Source organism: Marinicella meishanensis (genome assembly GCF_019931145.1).
Lineage (GTDB): Bacteria > Pseudomonadota > Gammaproteobacteria > Xanthomonadales > Marinicellaceae > Marinicella > Marinicella meishanensis.
Genome location: NZ_JAIOUV010000003.1, coordinates 253,414 through 270,289, shown reverse-complemented (window position 1 = coordinate 270,289; position 16,876 = coordinate 253,414). Strand labels below are relative to the sequence as shown.

Below are 16,876 nucleotides of genomic sequence, written 5' to 3'. Positions count from 1 at the left end.
GCAACCTGATGTGGTGTCCTGTGCTAGAGCAAGACCACGTCATGTTGATGACGTTCATAGCTCTCTTCGGCCTGGAAACTGATCCGTTTGCCCAGGGTTTCTTCCATTTCAGCCAGCGTCTCTGAATGCTCATCAATGATGTATTGGACCAGACGGGCCGAGCCAATGACCATGACTTTGCTGGCTTTGAATTGTTTGACCGAGCGGGTGATCTCACGAAACAGCTTGAAACTGATGGTCTGGATGGTCTCAATCGAACCCATGCCATGACATTTGTCACAAGGTTCACACAGCATGTCCTGCAAGTTTTCGGTGGTCCGCTTGCGGGTCATCTCCACCAAACCCAAACCAGTGAAACCCAACACATTGGTGCGGGCACTGTCCCCTTCCAACTGCTCTTCCAGGGTTTGCAGCACCTGTAATTTGTGGGACTTTTCCACCATGTCAATGAAGTCGATGATGACGATGCCGCCGATGTTGCGCAAGCGCAGTTGTCGGGCGATGGCCTGGGCCGCTTCCAAATTGGTTTTGAAGGCGGTGTCTTCCAATGATTTGTAACCCACAAACTGACCGGTGTTGACATCGATGGTGGTCATCGCTTCATTTTGATCAAAGACCAAATTGCCACCGGATTTCAAATCCACTTTGCGGCTGATGGAGCGGTCAATTTCGTCATCGATGTGGAATTGGTCAAACAGGGGCCTCGACACCGTGTGTTCCACCAGCTCGCCACCCCATTCCGGGGCAAAATCCTGCAAAAACTCTGACAGGTTGGCAAAAATTTCATGTGAATCGGTGGTGATGCGGGTGAGGTTTTCATTGACCTGGTCGCGCACCACCTTCTTGGCCAAAGAAAATTCACTGTAAATCAGGCTGGGTGACTTGGCAGCTTTGATGCGCACATCCAAACGCGCCCACAATCGATGTAAAAATCGCCAGTCATGGAACAAAGCGGTGTGACCGGCCAATTCGGCATTGGTGCGGGCAATCAAACCAAAAGCCTCATTGCCATGGTTGATTTTTTGCAATAATTCCGTCAAGCGCTCGCGCTCTTGATCATCGGTGATGCGGGCCGAAATTGCGGTCAAATTGGGGTTGTTGGGCATCATCACCAAATAGCGGCTGGGGATGCTCAATTGGGTGGTGATGCGGGCCCCCTTGCTGCCGATTTGGTCTTTGTAGACTTGCACCACGATTTTTTGCCCTTCGTGCAGTATCTGCGCAATGGACCCATAATTGGCTTCGTAGCCATCCGGGCGGTTATCGGCTTGTTGTTCTTCGATGTCTGAGACATGAATGAAGGCCGCTTTGTTTTCGCCGATGTTGACAAAAGCCGCTTGTAAACCCGGTAACACCTTTTCCACCGTGCCTTGGTAGATGTTGCCCACAATGGAGTGTTGTTGTGAGCGTTCCAAGCAAATTTCTGACAACAAACCATCCTCAACCAGGGCCACCCGGGTTTCGAAGTTGTTGCTGTTGATCAATATTTCTTTTGCCATCGCATTTATCTCACAACCGATTCAGACCACGCATTCAAGGGTGCGTTCACCCCCAATTGGGCCAACAATGAGGAGGTTTCATACAACGGCAAGCCCATAATCGAACTGTAGCTGCCACTGATGTGCTTGATCCACATCGCCGCCAAACCCTGGATGCCATAGGCACCGGCTTTGTCCATCGGTTCACCCGAGGCAATATAAGCTTTGATGTCGGCTTCTTCGATGGTGGCCATGGTGACCTGATTTTCACTCAAAACGGACACATTTTGGCCGGCATAAGTCACCGCCACCGCAGAGTATACCTGATGGGTCTGACCGGAAAGTTTAAACAGTGTTAACAAGGCGTCTTCACGGGTCTTGGGTTTACCCAAAATTTCACCGTCAAACACCACGGTGGTGTCGGCGGTTATGATGGGCCATGGGGTTTGAATTTGGGTCTGTGCGGCCTGTGATTTTTCTGTGGCCATGCGCAGACAATACGCCGCGGGGTCTTCGCCGTCATGAGCTGCTTCATCGATGTCCACCGGCAGGATGTCCAACTGCCAACCCAACTGTTGTAACAGCTCGGCCCGGCGGGGTGAGGCCGAAGCCAATGTCAGGCGGAACTCATTCACGGTGGTAAGGGTGGTTGCTCAGTAAACTGTGGGCCCGATACAACTGCTCGGCCACAATCACTTTCACCAGCTGGTGGGGAAAGGTTAACCGCGACAAAGACCAGCGCTGCTGGGCCTGTTGCAAGATGGACGAATCCAAGCCATCGGCACCGCCGATGATGATGCTCACATCTTGACCTGACATCTGCCATTGATCCAATTGTTGTGCCACCGCTTGGGTGGTCACCGCTTTGCCGCCTTCATCCAGCGCCACTTGGATCTGATCGGGACTCAAGTGTTTGTTCAGCAGGGCCGCTTCCTGGGCCTTAATTTGTGCCACGCTCATGCCCTTTTGCCGAGACACTGCGGCCAGTTCCAAGGGTTGGATCTTCAGGTGATTGGGCAATCGGTTGTTGTAGGTGTGGAACGCCTCTTGTACCCAAGCCGGCATCTTGTGCCCCAGGGACAGCAGCGTGATTTTCATTCTTCAGCAGTCGCTTTGATGTCCCACAGCCCTTCCAGATGGTAAAATTCCCGCGCTTCGGCACTCATCACATGCAACACCGCATCACCACAATCCACGATCATCCATTCATTGGAATCCAAGCCTTCGGTGCTGAGGACTTGATGTCCGGCCTCTTGCACGGCTTTTTCAGCCTCATCGGCCAAATGGCGCATATGCCGACTGGAAGTGCCGTTACAAATGACCATGTGATCGGTAACTGCAGTCAGGTGACTGACATCAAGGGAGACCACATTTTGGGCTTTGGCATCGTTGACTGCTTGAAAAAGGACTTCGGAAACGGGTTTGGACTGGTTTTGATTTTCTACGTTTTCTTGCACAAACTGAATTTGAGTGGAATCGGGGTATTTTAGCATGTAAACATTCGAAACGAGTAAGTCTTTGATGGCAAAGTGACGGCCCGCATAGCGATTTATTTGTGATGAAATTGTCAGTGACCGGTCAGTTGAATTCAGAATCACCGGTCGGTCACCCGCCCGGTGGGGTATAATGATGTCTGAGCAGGTGATCCAAACCCCACAGTTGTTGATCAATCATTCACACTTGCCATGGAACAATACGCCGCATGAAAAAACCACACAACCACCCCACGCAGAACTTGACCATTCCGCTCGAAATCAGCAAAACACCGATGTTGTTACATGGTGATGTCGATCACAAGCGGGCCGAAATCAAGCACCACTTCAACAGCACTTGGGACACCTATGAAAAGCTGTTTGAATGCCTGAAAAATGACCAGGCTTATTATGAACAACCCGAACCGCTGCGCCATCCGCTGATCTTTTATTTGGCGCACACGGCGGTGTTTTATGTCAATAAACTGCGGGTTTCCAAGTTGATCGAACACAACATCGACGAACAAATCGAGTCGATGATGGCCATCGGCGTCGATGAAATGTCCTGGGATGATGTCAATTCGGCCAATTATGACTGGCCGCCGGTGGCTGACGTTTATCGCTACCGCGATCAGGTCAAAGCCATGGTGTTGGACTTGATAAACAGCCTGCCGTTGAACTTGCCGATCAACTGGCAGGACCCGTTTTGGATCATCCTTATGGGCATTGAGCATGAACGCATCCATTTGGAAACCTCTTCGGTGTTGATCCGCCAATTGGACCTGGAGTTTGTGGCACCCAGTGACCACTGGCCTGCCCACGAGACGGATCATGCGGTGGTCGACAACCGCTTGCTTCCCGTACCAGGTGGCACGGTGGAACAAGGCCGCAGCCGGCCCTCAGACACCTACGGCTGGGACAATGAATATGGCCAGTTGCGCACCGATGTGGCGTCGTTCAAAGCCGCGCAGTATCTGGTGTCCAATGCGCAATATTTGGCCTTTGTTGAAGACGGTGGTTACAAAGACCAACAATGGTGGACCGAGGAAGGCTGGCAATGGCGCTGTTTCCGCCAAGCCGAGCACCCCACCTTTTGGCGTCAACAAGACGGCACTTGGCTGTACCGCAACATGACCAATGAAGTCAGCATGCCTTGGAGTTGGCCGGTTGATGTCAATTACTTGGAAGCCAAAGCCTATTGCAATTGGTTGGCCGCGCGCACCGGCAAACCCATCCGCCTGCCCACCGAGGCTGAGTGGTATCGGTTGTATGACCACACCATGGCCGACCAGGCCCATTATCCGCATTGGACGGCGGCGCCTGGCAACATCGACATGGCCCATGCCGCTTCGGCCATGCCGGTGGACCGGTTTTTGTTTGGCGCCGAACAGTTTGGCGATGTCATCGGCAACGTCTGGCAATGGACCGAAACCGCCATCGATGGTTTTGAAGGCTTTGCGGTGCACCCCGCCTACGACGACTTTTCCGTGCCCACCTTTGATGGGCAACACAACTTAATCAAAGGCGGCAGCTGGATCAGCACCGGTAATGAGGCTCACCTGGCTTCCCGCTATGCTTTTCGCCGCCACTTTTTTCAACACGCAGGATTCAGATACATTGAATCGGAGACCCAAGTGAATCAAACCTTCAACACCTATGAAACGGACGAGCTGATCGCCCAATACCTGGAGTTCCACTACGGGGCCGAGTATTTCGGGGTGCCCAATTTTCCCAAAGCCTGTATTGACGCCTTGTTACCCCACGTTGATTTGTCCCACCATGCGCGGGCCTTGGACCTGGGTTGTGCCGTGGGGCGCAGTTCCTTTGAATTGGCACGCCATTATGACCATGTCGATGGGGTGGATTTTTCCACCCGCTTCATCCGCAATGCCATCAACTTGGTGGCGCACGGTGAAGTCAAATACATGATCCCCACCGAAGGCGAGTTGACTGCCATCAAATCGTTCAGTTTGGACGATTTGGCCTTGGGCGAGCGGGTCAACCGAATTGAATTCTCGCAAGGCGATGCTTGCAACCTGAAAGACAAGTACAGCGACTACGATTTGATCTTTGCCGGCAATCTGATTGATCGCCTGTACCAGCCCAAACAGTTTTTGTTGAGCATCCAAGAGCGCATCAAACCCGGCGGTTATCTGGTGCTGACTTCGCCCTACACCTGGCTGGAGGAATTCACCGAGAAGCAGAACTGGCTCGGTGGCATCAAAGTCAATGGCGAGAATGTCACCACCTTGGATGCCCTCAAAGAGGTGTTGGGCACCCAGTTTGACCTGGTGGCGCTGCCACAAGACGTGCCGTTTGTGATTCGGGAAACCGCCCGCAAGCACCAGCACACCATCGCCCAACTGACCATTTGGCATAAACGCCCCTGAATGGACTTCAAGCCATTCAAAATGGCCCAATACAGTGCCCGGCTGTCTGCCCGGCTGGGCCTCCCCTTGCAAAACCTGCACAGCAGCAACCCCCAGCCATGGACTTGGGACGAGTTGTCGACCCTGACCAACACCGACCTGGCGGCATGGTTGACGCAAGCCCCCTTGCATTATGAAGCGGTGCAGGGCCACCCTCAGCTGCGGGCAATGTTGTGCCAGCACCTGTATCCATCATTGAGCGCCAACGATGTGGTGTTGACCGCTGGGGCCCAGGAAGGCATTTTCCTGGTGATGCAGGCCTTGCTCAAGCCGGGTGACGAAGTGATCACCTTCTCTCCTGGTTTTGAACCTTTGGCCCAAGTGGCTGCCGATGCCGGTGCCCAAGTCAAAATATTGCCATTGGTGGCTGACCAGGGCTGGCACATTGACTGGCCGGCCCTGGAACAGGCCCTGTCTGATGCCCCCCGACTGTTGGTCATCAATTTCCCCCACAACCCCACCGGCGCGCAGCTCAGTGAGGGCGATCTGCGACGCTTGGTCAATTTGTGTGAACAACGCGGTTGTTGGTTGTTGGCCGATGAGGTGTTCCGGGGCTTGGAACACGCTGGCACGGCTCGCCTGAGCAACGCCGCTGAATTGTATGACCGCGCCATCTCCATGGGTGTGGTGTCCAAAGCCCTGGCCTTGCCCGGTGTCCGCCTGGGTTGGCTGGCAGCACAAAGCCAGTCGCTCAGAGACCAGCTGCTGGTGGTGAAATCACATGTGTCGATTTGTCAAAGCAGTCTGGATGCGCACCTGTGCCAAGCCATCGTGCCACATATGGCAACCCTGTGGCGGCGCAAGGTGGCGATCATTGAACAGAACAAAGCACTGCTCAATCAGCGGTTGCAAGAGCACCCCAAGTTCCATTGGCAAGCCCCGCAGGCAGCTGCCACCGCTTTCATTCAGTATCGGGGAGATGACCTCGAAAGGCTGTTGCAAAAGTGGGCCGCAGATTGGGGCTGGTTGGTGTTGCCGAATGCGGTGTTCTTGACCGACGAAGCCGGCTTCAGATTGACTTTGGGCGCCCCAGACATGGGGCCAATCTATCAACAGATGTTCACGCCTTGACGGCCATCACGTCCTGCATGATCTCATCGTAGGCCACCACTTCATTGCGGCCTTTGTTTTTGGCCTCAAACAAGGCCAGATCGGCATGGGTCAACAACATCGATACGCGGTAACCTGACAAGGCCGTGGTGGTCACCCCAAAACTGGCGGTGATGTCAAAAATGGCCCCTGAGTCGCTGCTGTCCATGGCTTCGATGGCCGCTCGCATTTTCTCCATCAAACGCATCATTTGCAGCTGACTGATGCTGGGTGAAACCAAACAAAACTCCTCACCACCCAAACGGGCCACCAGGATGTCCTCATCGGCCACTTCTTCACAGGTCAACACCACTTGCTTCAACACCCAGTCACCCACCAGATGACCGTACTGGTCATTGACGTTTTTGAAATGATCCAAATCCATGATCGCCAAATTAACCGGAGAATTGGTTTCGGCCGCCTCTTCCAGCATGACCCGCACTTTCTCCTCGAAGGCTTTGCGGGTGAACACCTGGGTCAAATGGTCGATTTCGGCCACTTCTTTGAAATAATCATGGCGCTTTTTGATTTTGAAGGCCCATACGCCCAACAACAGCAACAAACTGGCAATCAACAGCATCATCAGCTGCTGCCGTTTGGCGGTTTCAGCAGCCAATTGATTTTCCAGTCGCAACAGTTCATTGTTTTGATTCAACTGCTCAATTTCCAGTTCCTGTGCCAGGTTTTCGTGCAAGACACGGTAATAAGCCACTTGGGTGGCCAATTTTCGTTGGTAAATCTCATTTTCAACGACACTTTTTTCTTTCAAGTACCTGTAAGCTTGTTGGTATTGTCCCCGTTCCAGGTGAATTGATACCAGCACTTCCATGGCCATCAACAATTGTTCGGTTTCTCCGATCACGTTGTTTTCTTCAATGGCTTTCTTGGCGCTGACATTGGCCATGTCGCTTTGTCCTGCCATGAAATACAAACGCGACAACAATGCTTGGTAATAAACATGAATGTTCTTGAACCCAGTATCTGCCACTTGGGACTCCAAGCTTAACAAGTGATCCAGGGCTGCAGCGATTTCTGTATCGGCTGTGCTGCTTTTATCAATGGTGTATCGATACCAATCAAGCTGTAAAAACAGCGCCGCAATGATGTTTTGGCTGTTTTGACAATTGGCGGTGGCTTGTTCGATTTCATTTTCATGCTGCCGCGCTTGCCCTTGGCGCATCAACACCCGGTATTTGTTGAATTGTCCCAGACACACGTCCTCCCGAGAATAGTTGGCATTGATCAATAAATCGGCATATTTGATGCTCAAACTGTCCTGATGCATCAAGCGATATGATATGGAAGCCACATTGAGCACTTGTGAGACCAAATACGCATCATCCACCGATTCGGTTAATTCAATGGCATCATTGAGGTTTTGAATGGCGTCTTTGAAGTCCCCAGTGATCATCTGAATGTTGGCCAGAAATTTTTTTATACGCAGCTGGTTGGCTGGACTTGGGCAGCGTTCATTGAGGGCATTTACATTTTTGATGGTAGACTCATAATTACCCTCATAACCCTCTGCGTAAAACCGCAAAAAATCATAGTAGCAACGTTCTTCCACGCTGAACTGTGATTGCATTGGACTTAATTCATCCAATTGCTGTTTGAACAAATCTGGCTTGGTTTTTCTGATTTTTTCAACGCCATTCAACGCATCCATGAATGAACGATCAGTCTCGGTGGCATGAACAATCACCACCACGCCCAACAATACGGTCAACCAACTGGCTCGTAAAAAAATCATGAATAATGCAATCGCAATTTCAGTATCATAAAAAAAAAAGACCACCGGGCACAGTCTGTACCCAATGGTATTAGTCATTGGATTGAGCAATCAATCGTCGTCGTCATCACCTGGATCATGGATACAAATCAGCTCTGATGATTTGGTGAACATGGCATCAACTTCAGCTTGGTCCATCATGCGATCTGACAACATGTCATCTAAACTGTTGTATTGTTTGATGGATGAATTGGCACCCAGTGATTCTAATTGTTTGATCATTTGCTTCATAAGTTATTCCTCTTTTTAGATTGATTGACTTTAGGTTTGTGCCTGAACGCATTCAAGCAAAGACATCGTATCATGAAAATTTGGGTCACACCACAGTGATATCTTGCGGCAGATTTCATTGTTCTTTTACGTCCAATTTCATTTTGAATCCGGTCTTGAAATTTTCCAGACTTTGATTTCTGTGCCTTTCTTTGGATCATGAAATGAGTCATCCAAATCAAATCCAAGTTTTTGATTCGCTCGGTTTGCTGCGATGTTTGTCACTTCACAGTGGGCATAAATGTGTCTTAGATCCATGCGCTCAAATGCGGTGGCAATTAAGCTTTGCTTGGCCTGATGAGCCACCTTTTGCCGTTGCCATTGCGGCAGAATCATGACCCCAATCTCGGCAGAACCATTGGGCTTCTCTGGCAACGTCAGCCCCACCAAACCCAAGACTTCATGACAGGAATTCTCAATCATGTAAGTCAATTTTGTTGGTTGTGGACTGGTCAATTCAGACAGTGTGAAGTTAAACAGCCGCTTAGCTGATTGTTTGGTCAAAGGCTTTTTGATGTGTTGCATCAAAGACTCATTGCTGTAGATGTGCCAATATGCCGTAAAGTGATGGGGTGCCAACAACACCAGTTGATGGTCAGCACATGGAATGAAATGCGGGATGAGCAATGGGGAATCGTTGTGTCTACTTGCGATGAATGTTGTTGAATTTAACCACTTGGTTGCGCCCTTGTTTTTTCGCTTCAAACAAGGCCACATCGGCATGGGTCAGCAACATCGGTAAAGAGTAACCTGAAGTCACTGAAGAGGTGTAGCCAAAACTGGCAGTGACCGACAGCTCCACCCCTGATTCACTGCAGTCCAAGGTTTCAATGGCCCGGCGCATGGTCTCCAATTTCGCTGCCATGGCCTCACAATCGACCATCGGTATCACCACACAAAACTCTTCGCCACCCAAGCGGGCGATGATCATGTTCTCTTCGACCAATTCTTTGATCGCGTACACCACATTCTTCAGCACCCAATCACCAATCAAATGGCCGTGGGTGTCATTGACATTTTTAAAATGATCCAAGTCGACAATGGCCAAATTCATCGGCTTTTCCTGTTCCTGACATTTCACCAGGAGTTCCGAGACTTGTTCTTCAAAGGCTTTGCGGGTCAGCACCTTGGTCAAATGATCAATCTCTGACACACCTTTGAAATAATCGTGTTTTTTCTTGATTCGCACCAACCACATGGCCATGAATCCCACCAAAGTCAAAATCAACAAAATCACCAGGCGTTGGTTATTGGCTTCTTGTTTGGCCAATTGTTTTTCCAGTTCCAACACTTCTTTTTGTCGGTTCAACTGCTCGATCTCAAACACCTTGGCCAAATTGGAGTGCTTGACCGTCATAAAAGCCATTTGTTTGGCCTGAGACTGGTCATACATTTTCAACTCAGCCTCATTTTTTTGATTCAAATAATCATAGGAACTGACATAGTCCCCTTTCGACTTGGCCACATTTTCCAACACTTCCAAGGCCATGATCAGTTGTTCTGTGATGCCTAGATTTTGATTGAGTTGAATGGATTTCAGGGCCCTTTGTTCGGCCGATTCAGTCTCACCATTCAGCCAATGGTATTTGGCTTTAACTGCCGCAAAAATACCCAGAATGTTTTGGTATGGACTGCTTGAAATTTCATCATTCAAGGCTTCCAATGTCTGCCTGATTTCATCCATGGTGGCGGGATCAATTTGTTCTTGAGTTAATTTCCATTTGATGTTGTCTAACACGATGAACTGACTGTAGAGGAGGTTACCGCTGGCACGACATTGTTCAGACATGCTGCTGATTTTGGAGAAATCTATGGGTGGATTGTCTTTATCTAAATGATGAACATTGCTGCTGTAGTGCAAATGACACAAGTTCTTCTCAGAAGGCTCTAAGTTGTATAGTAACTGACTGTACTTAACACCCAACTCTCTCTGATCCAGCAAGTTATAGACAATGGCAGCAACAGAATAAGCCAACAATTTAGATGTCACATCTGATGTCTGTTCTGCATTTTGGATGACCAAATCAATGTTATTGGACGCTTTGATGTAATCACCACCAATCACAGCAATGTTGGCAATGAGCGCATTGACCCGAATCCTCACCCGCAAATCTTCACAATTCGGAATCAGATTTTCCATCAGTTCAATGGCTTCGAGAGATTCTCCTTTGAATGCTTTTTGATAAGATTTGAGAAAAGTGTAATGACACTGTTGATACGATGACATCTTAATTTGATCAAAACCCAGAGCTTCCAGACCTTCACTAAAAGCTTTTGGGTCATTCAATCGCAAAGACTCAAGACGCAACAGCTCATCTGTGATGTATTGCGGTTCCCCCAGTGGCTGTAATTTATTTTCCTGGGCGATAATTAACAATGGAAACACACACAAAAAGAGCATGATCAATGGACATGCTCTGTGAATTTTGAAAACTGGTTTGAACATCAAGAAAACGGCTTAAGTATCACTCCTCATCGTCGTCATCTGGGAATAACACACATGTCAAGTCATTGGATTGTGCTTTTAACTTGGTGAATGCCTGATCTGATACATTGAATTGGTCATACATTTGTTCAACAGAATCAAATTGATGGATGGATTGTGTTTGGCCCATTTTTTCCAGCATTTTTACATTGAATTTCATTGGTAATCCTCTTTTTAGATTGAAGTATTGAAATTGGTCCCACACAGGACAAAAAAATCATATCACGAATGTTCAAGATGCAACAACCTATTTATTTTTTCATGATCTTTCTGTTTCTTGACTGCCGGTGGGATCACCAAGGTACTTTTCAACGACACTTCGGCATGGGCCAATTTTTGCAGCGACAGCGGTTTGATTAATGGCTGTTCAATCGGCAACACCGCGCATTCATAAATGATGACTTCATGGTCAGCCGGGTAATGTTCCAGCAACATGTCGACCAACAGTTGTTTGGCATCAGCGGTGGTCTCAAAGACTTTCAATGTGCGGTCGCCAGCCAAGGCAATTTGCCACAACACCAAATAGGCCGAGGGGTCATAAACCGTCTGATTGAACATGAAATTATTGGCTTCAAAATGGGCCATGCCATAGGTGCCTGGGTCGATTCCCAAATCAGCATACAAACAATCCTCAGCTGAGATGCCTGGTTCCATGTGGGCCTTGAAACCTTCCTCGCGCGCCATTTGTATGGTTTGGTGTGGGGTCAAAGCGAACACCCCTGGATGGCCATAAAAAGCGCCACAGACTTTTTTCCCAGCCCGCACCTCAGTCATGATCGCTTCGTTCATTTCCTGATAAGTTTGTTTGCGCGATTTACCCTCGGCATAAAGCGGTTGTAAGCTGATCACGTGGTCATTCATGGTTTTGACCCATTCTTCGACCAGTTGATTCGAAGCAGCCACAAACACCACGTCGGCTTGTTCAATAAAGTTTCTGGATAATGGGGTGATGTGGGAGCCCAGGGTCATGCCCAGGCCAACGTTGACCAAACTGCCTTTCATGCGGATGAATTCTCCTGTGATGTTTGATGATTTTCTGTCAATGGGAAATCCCACCGCACCAATTTTTGGTTGACTGGGTGGGTTGAGGTGTTTTTAACTGACACGAATCCCATGTGCCGGTAGCTGGTGGAAGCCGGACCGTTGTCCGTATCGATGTACACGGTGCAGATCCGAGCTGGGAATGTGTTCGTGATTTGTTGCATGGCAGTCATTTGCGCCCATTTACACACCCCTTGGTTTTGAAACGCAGGCAGCACGATCATGCCAGCCACCACCGCTTGTTCTGATGGCTGCCACAACATACTGACCATGCCAACCAATTCAGCACTTGCGGTGGTCTCAATGACCTGATATCTGGCTTTGCCGTTGGCCACATCCCGCAACATCCGCTCAACCAAACCTTCAGCGACCGGTGATTCAAGCACCGGGCCGATGTGTTTCATGATGTTCGGATCCTGGTACCACTGACTGATGGCAGGGCCGTCATCAGGTCGCAAAGACCGGAGTCGAAATGATTGGGACATGGGTGTGGTTTTGGCTTCCTTCATTGGGGCCTTATGTTACTATAAAGCCCAAACCACACACCACCCATGAATCAGTCTTATTTAATCATCATTTCCAGTGTCGTGGCGGTGCTGGCCCTGCTTGCTTTGCTGCGTTGGCGCAAACAGCGGCGGCGCCGCATGCTGTTCAATTTGGCCACACCGGAGCACTGGGTGGCCTACATCGAACGCAATGTGGCGATCTACCACCATTTACCGGATGACCTTAAACGTGACTTACTGGGCCATGTGAACGTGTTTTTGGCCGAAAAATATTTCACCGGCCATGGCGATCTGGAAGTGACCGATGAAATGCGGGTCACCATTGCCGCCCAAGCCTGTGTGTTGTTGCTGGGCCGACCCAGTAATTACTACACCCACCTGCGCACCATCCGCATTTACCCCGCTGGTTTTAAAAACCCCAACCATGACAAACCCGGCCACCATTTGGGCGAGTCCTGGGTGCGGGGTCCGGTGGTGTTGTCCTGGGCCGATGCCGAGCACGGCGGCCGCAATGCGCAAGACGGCCACAACGTGGTGATTCATGAGTTTGCCCACCAACTGGACCAAGCCGATGGCGCCGGTGATGGTCGCCCCATCATTGAAGGCAATCAGTTGCACACCTGGGGTCAATTGATGAGCCAGGAATTCAAAAGCCTGATCGCCAAGGCCAAGATGCGTCGCCGCTCGTTTTTCGATCATTATGGCGCCACCAATCCGGCGGAATTTTTTGCCGTGACCACCGAACATTTCTTTGAACAACCCCACACTTTCAAGCGCAAACACCCCAATTTATATGCTTTGTTGCAAAATTATTACCGTTTGGATCCGAGCAGTTGGACTCCGGCCAAAAAACAACGATGAATTGAATGTTTTTTGGCTTTTTTGTCACAATTTGTTCACAGCCCGTCAGCACAATACGCACCCGAAGACACTTTTTGACTGAACCAAAGTAACTTTTTCCAGTCTGAAGCGTTATACCTATTATTAAACAATGAAACTAAGGCGGGAATGGCCATGCAAAGCAACAACACATTATTGACATTTATAAAGGTGAGTTTATTGTTCACCATCTTATTCGGCGGTTTGCTGGCCCAAAGCTATGCCACCACCTTGTTTTCCAACACCATCATGAAGATGAACATCGAGGTCAGTGCCACCGATGCAGAGGCTCACACCACCAAACAAACGGCCTCCATGACCATGCACAACGATGAACTCGCCAGCCTGGCGTTTGGTGACCTGCAACTGGACATCAAAACCACCTTCTTCAGTTGGGACGAAAAAGCCAAAGAACATGAGCAGATCTTTGCCGAGATTTTGGTGCAAAAACTCAACGAATCGGGTGAGCTGCAAGTGATCAAAAAACCATCGGTGTTGGTGTTACGCAATGAGTGGGCGGAGTTGAAATTCAATTCTGAAGACGGACAAGAAGGCATTCAGTTGAAGATGCAATTTGAAGATTTTCAGCCTGAACAAGACGACAATGCCTATTGGCAAGAACCCGAATGGTTAAACTGGAGCGAAAAAGCCGAAGAAAACACCGAAGTGTGTTGATCGCTGAATAACCATTCATTCCCGACAGGAAACCAAAGGCCACCATCTGGTGGCCTTTTTTATGTCTGGTTGGTAGTTGCCTGGATTCAGTCCACCACTTTACCGCGATTCAACACCCCATTGGGATCAAACACCCGTTTGACCTGTTGCATCAATTCGATTTCTGCGGCTGACTTGGAATAGCCCAAGAACGGTTTTTTGATCAAGCCCACGCCGTGTTCGGCTGAAATACTGCCGTCATACTCTGCGATCAGGCCGTACACATGTTGGTTGACCTGCTCGCATTGGGCTTTGAATTCAGCGGTGTCCATGGCAACTGGTTTGAGGATGTTCAAATGCAGGTTGCCATCGCCGATGTGACCGAACCAAATGGTTTCAAAATCCGGGTATTCAGCGGCCAAAATGGCTTCCAAGCGTTGCATGAAGTCAGGGACCTTGGAAATTTTCACCGCGATGTCATTCTTATAAGGGGTGTAATGGGCGATTGATTCCGAGATACCTTCACGGTATTGCCACAATTGTTGGGCCTGGTCCAAACTTTGCGCAATGACGCCGTCATCCACCCAGCCCGACTCCATGCCGGCCTCGAACACCGCCATGGCGCCGTCTTCGTCCTCATCGAACTCCAACAGCACATAAAATGGGTGCATGGCATCAAATGGGTTGTCAAAGCCCCGGTGACTCATGACGTGGTTCAAGGACCGGTCAGAGAAAAATTCAAAAGAAGACAGATGTAAGGACTGGCGGGCCAAGGCAAACACCGACATCACCGCTTCCAACGAAGACAAAGCCAACAGCATCACCGCTTGGTTCGGTGGCGGGCTGACCAGTTTGATTTCGGCGGCCACCACCACCCCCAGAATGCCTTCAGAGCCGATGAACAAGTGCCGAAAATCCAGGCCACTGGCGTTTTTCACCAAACCTTTGTTCAAATGCAAGACTTCACCACTGCCTGTGACCACGGTTAAGCCCATCACATAATCACGGGTCAAGCCATACCGCAACACCCGAATGCCACCAGCGTTGGTGGCGATGTTGCCCGCGATGTGGCTGGATCCCGAAGAGGCAAAATCCACCGGATAAAACAAACCCTGTTCTTCGGCAAACTGTTGCAGCTGTTCGGTGATCACCCCAGCACCCACCCTCACCGTCTGGTCAATTGGATTGAAGTCGCTGATGGTGTTGAAGCGCACCATGGAAATGATCCATTCGCCTTGGGTGGCCACCGCGCCGGCGCTGTAACCGGTGCGTCCGCCCGAAGGGATCACCACTTGTTGGTGGGCGTTGGCCACTTGGATGATGCGTTGCACCTCCTCGATGTCATTGGGGAAGAACACCACCGTCGCCTTGGGCTCATGAAAGCGGGTCCAATCTTGGCCAAACTGGGTCAAATCATGGGCTTGGGTGGACCAAGCCAATCCAGCCAGTTCTGATTCCAGCAAAGAAGACAGTTCATCGGCTTGCATATCTGTTAAAATCCTGTTTTTTTGAACCTAAACGGTCGTTTGAAAAACGCACAGAATATGGCCAAACTATCCCTAAGTAAAGAAAAAATCAAAGTTGTTTTGTTGGAAGGTGTGCATCCCGATGCCGAAAAGCTGTTTCGCGCCGATGGCTATGACAACATCCACACATACCGCAGCACCCCCCATGACGATGAATTGCGTGAAATCCTGTCCGACACCCACATCCTGGGCATCCGCTCCCGCACCCAACTGAAAGGCCAAAACCTCGAGGCCTGCGACAAATTGATGGCCGTGGGCACCTTTTGCATCGGCACCAACCAAGTGGACCTGGAGACCTGTAAAAACCAAGGGATACCGGTGTTCAATGCCCCCTTCTCCAACACCCGCAGCGTGGCTGAATTGGTGATGGCTGAAATCATCCTGTTGTTGCGTGGCATCCCGGAGAAAAATGCCAAAGCGCATCGCGGTGAATGGCAAAAATCGGCGGTGAATTCCAATGAAACCCGGGGCAAAACCTTGGGCATCGTGGGCTTTGGTCACATCGGTTCCCAATTGTGCATCCTGGCTGAAGCCATGGGCATGAACGTCAAGTACTGCGACATCGAGAACAAATTACCGCTGGGCAACAGCGAAGCGGTGGGCTCATTGGCAGAACTGTTGCCTCAGGTCGATGTGTTGTCGGTGCATGTGCCCGACACCGAGCTGACCCGCCAAATGATCGGTGCCAAAGAATTGGCCTTGTTACCTGAGGGGTCGTTTCTGGTCAATGCCGCCCGTGGTCACATCGTGGTGATTGAGGATCTGGTCAATGCCTTGCGCTCAGGCCACCTGCACGGCGCCGCCATTGACGTGTTTCCTGAAGAACCGGCCAGCAACCAACACCCTTTTACCTCACCCTTGACTGAGTTTGACAACGTGATCCTGACCCCGCACATCGGCGGCAGCACCCAAGAGGCTCAGGTCAACATCGCCAACGAAGTGGCCGACAAACTGATCAAATATTCCAACAATGGTTCCACGTCTTCAGCGGTCAACTTCCCCGAAGTGTCGCTGCCGGCCTTGCACCCAGATTTGACCCGGGTGATGCACATCCATGCCAACAAACCCGGCATGCTGGAACAAATCAACCACGCTTTTTCCAGCCAAAAAATCAACATCGCGGCGATGTACCTACAAACCTCAGGCGATGTGGGTTATGTGATCATGGATGTCAACTGTGAATCTTCTGATCCCATTGTCAATCGCCTGAAAGACATCGAAGGCACCATCCGCGTGCGCGTGTTGCACTGAAACCTCT

At 50.1% G+C, this 16,876-nt stretch carries 17 protein-coding genes; 5 read left to right on the top strand and 12 right to left on the bottom strand.

What is annotated here, in order from left to right:
* Positions 1–23: 23 nt before the first annotated feature.
* The 4 genes from K7G70_RS06085 to rsfS are packed head-to-tail and all read right to left on the bottom strand — an operon-like array spanning position 24 to position 2,935.
* Entirely contained in the window at positions 24–1,499 is a 1,476-nt protein-coding gene (locus K7G70_RS06085) for an Rne/Rng family ribonuclease (RefSeq protein WP_223787718.1), read from the bottom strand.
* Positions 1,500–1,504: 5 nt separating this feature from the next.
* Positions 1,505–2,113, bottom strand: a complete 609-nt coding sequence (locus K7G70_RS06080) for a Maf family protein (protein ID WP_223787717.1) — start codon at positions 2,111–2,113, stop codon at positions 1,505–1,507.
* Positions 2,106–2,576 carry a 23S rRNA (pseudouridine(1915)-N(3))-methyltransferase RlmH gene (gene rlmH / locus K7G70_RS06075; protein ID WP_223787716.1) on the bottom strand — a complete coding sequence of 157 codons (471 nt, stop codon included), beginning with the start codon at positions 2,574–2,576 and terminating at the stop codon, positions 2,106–2,108. The genes K7G70_RS06080 and rlmH overlap by 8 nt, the downstream gene beginning before the upstream one ends.
* Positions 2,573–2,935, bottom strand: a complete 363-nt coding sequence (gene rsfS, locus K7G70_RS06070) for a ribosome silencing factor (protein WP_223787715.1) — start codon at positions 2,933–2,935, stop codon at positions 2,573–2,575. The genes rlmH and rsfS overlap by 4 nt, the downstream gene beginning before the upstream one ends.
* Positions 2,936–3,180: 245 nt before the next feature.
* Between rsfS and ovoA the strand changes: the two genes are divergently transcribed.
* Both ovoA and K7G70_RS06060 read left to right on the top strand, forming a co-directional pair.
* Complete coding sequence (gene ovoA / locus K7G70_RS06065) at positions 3,181–5,340, top strand: 5-histidylcysteine sulfoxide synthase (protein WP_223787714.1); 2,160 nt, start codon at positions 3,181–3,183, stop codon at positions 5,338–5,340.
* Positions 5,341–6,450 (top strand): pyridoxal phosphate-dependent aminotransferase, encoded by a 1,110-nt coding sequence (locus tag K7G70_RS06060; RefSeq protein WP_223787713.1) that lies wholly within the window; start codon positions 5,341–5,343, stop codon positions 6,448–6,450.
* Here the strand turns inward: K7G70_RS06060 and K7G70_RS06055 are convergent.
* The 7 genes from K7G70_RS06055 to K7G70_RS06025 all read right to left on the bottom strand — a co-directional run bounded on the left by K7G70_RS06055 (position 6,440) and on the right by K7G70_RS06025 (position 12,562).
* On the bottom strand, positions 6,440–8,218 hold the full coding sequence (locus K7G70_RS06055) for a tetratricopeptide repeat-containing diguanylate cyclase (RefSeq protein WP_223787712.1): 1,779 nt from the start codon (positions 8,216–8,218) through the stop codon (positions 6,440–6,442). The two genes, K7G70_RS06060 and K7G70_RS06055, sit on opposite strands and share 11 nt — an antisense overlap.
* A gap of 90 nt (positions 8,219–8,308) precedes the next feature.
* On the bottom strand, positions 8,309–8,488 hold the full coding sequence (locus tag K7G70_RS06050; RefSeq protein WP_223787711.1) for a hypothetical protein: 180 nt from the start codon (positions 8,486–8,488) through the stop codon (positions 8,309–8,311).
* 138 nt (positions 8,489–8,626) lie between these two features.
* Positions 8,627–9,244, bottom strand: a complete 618-nt coding sequence (locus K7G70_RS06045; RefSeq protein WP_223787710.1) for a GNAT family N-acetyltransferase — start codon at positions 9,242–9,244, stop codon at positions 8,627–8,629.
* Positions 9,171–10,667 (bottom strand): GGDEF domain-containing protein, encoded by a 1,497-nt coding sequence (locus K7G70_RS06040; protein WP_223787709.1) that lies wholly within the window; start codon positions 10,665–10,667, stop codon positions 9,171–9,173. The genes K7G70_RS06045 and K7G70_RS06040 overlap by 74 nt, the downstream gene beginning before the upstream one ends.
* A gap of 325 nt (positions 10,668–10,992) precedes the next feature.
* A complete protein-coding gene (locus tag K7G70_RS06035) occupies positions 10,993–11,172 on the bottom strand; it encodes a hypothetical protein (RefSeq protein ID WP_223787708.1) in 180 nt (59 codons plus the stop codon).
* A gap of 62 nt (positions 11,173–11,234) precedes the next feature.
* The gene (locus K7G70_RS06030; protein ID WP_223787707.1) at positions 11,235–12,014 is read right to left on the bottom strand and encodes an SAM-dependent methyltransferase; all 780 of its coding nucleotides are present in this window, start codon (positions 12,012–12,014) and stop codon (positions 11,235–11,237) included.
* Positions 12,011–12,562: a GNAT family N-acetyltransferase gene (locus K7G70_RS06025; RefSeq protein WP_223787706.1), complete on the bottom strand. Its 552-nt coding sequence runs from the start codon at positions 12,560–12,562 to the stop codon at positions 12,011–12,013. The genes K7G70_RS06030 and K7G70_RS06025 overlap by 4 nt, the downstream gene beginning before the upstream one ends.
* 42 nt (positions 12,563–12,604) lie before the next feature.
* Here K7G70_RS06025 and K7G70_RS06020 point away from each other — a divergent pair, with 42 nt between their 5' ends.
* Together K7G70_RS06020 and K7G70_RS06015 are read left to right on the top strand one after the other, a co-directional pair.
* Positions 12,605–13,420 (top strand): M90 family metallopeptidase, encoded by an 816-nt coding sequence (locus K7G70_RS06020; protein ID WP_223787705.1) that lies wholly within the window; start codon positions 12,605–12,607, stop codon positions 13,418–13,420.
* A gap of 198 nt (positions 13,421–13,618) precedes the next feature.
* Positions 13,619–14,113 (top strand): hypothetical protein, encoded by a 495-nt coding sequence (locus tag K7G70_RS06015; protein WP_223787704.1) that lies wholly within the window; start codon positions 13,619–13,621, stop codon positions 14,111–14,113.
* Positions 14,114–14,199: 86 nt separating this feature from the next.
* Here the strand turns inward: K7G70_RS06015 and K7G70_RS06010 are convergent, their stop codons facing one another.
* Positions 14,200–15,579, bottom strand: a complete 1,380-nt coding sequence (locus K7G70_RS06010) for an FAD-binding oxidoreductase (protein ID WP_223787703.1) — start codon at positions 15,577–15,579, stop codon at positions 14,200–14,202.
* A 57-nt stretch (positions 15,580–15,636) separates the two neighbouring features.
* Between K7G70_RS06010 and serA the strand changes: the two genes are divergently transcribed.
* Positions 15,637–16,869, top strand: a complete 1,233-nt coding sequence (gene serA / locus K7G70_RS06005) for a phosphoglycerate dehydrogenase (RefSeq protein ID WP_223787935.1) — start codon at positions 15,637–15,639, stop codon at positions 16,867–16,869.
* Positions 16,870–16,876 lie beyond the last annotated feature (7 nt).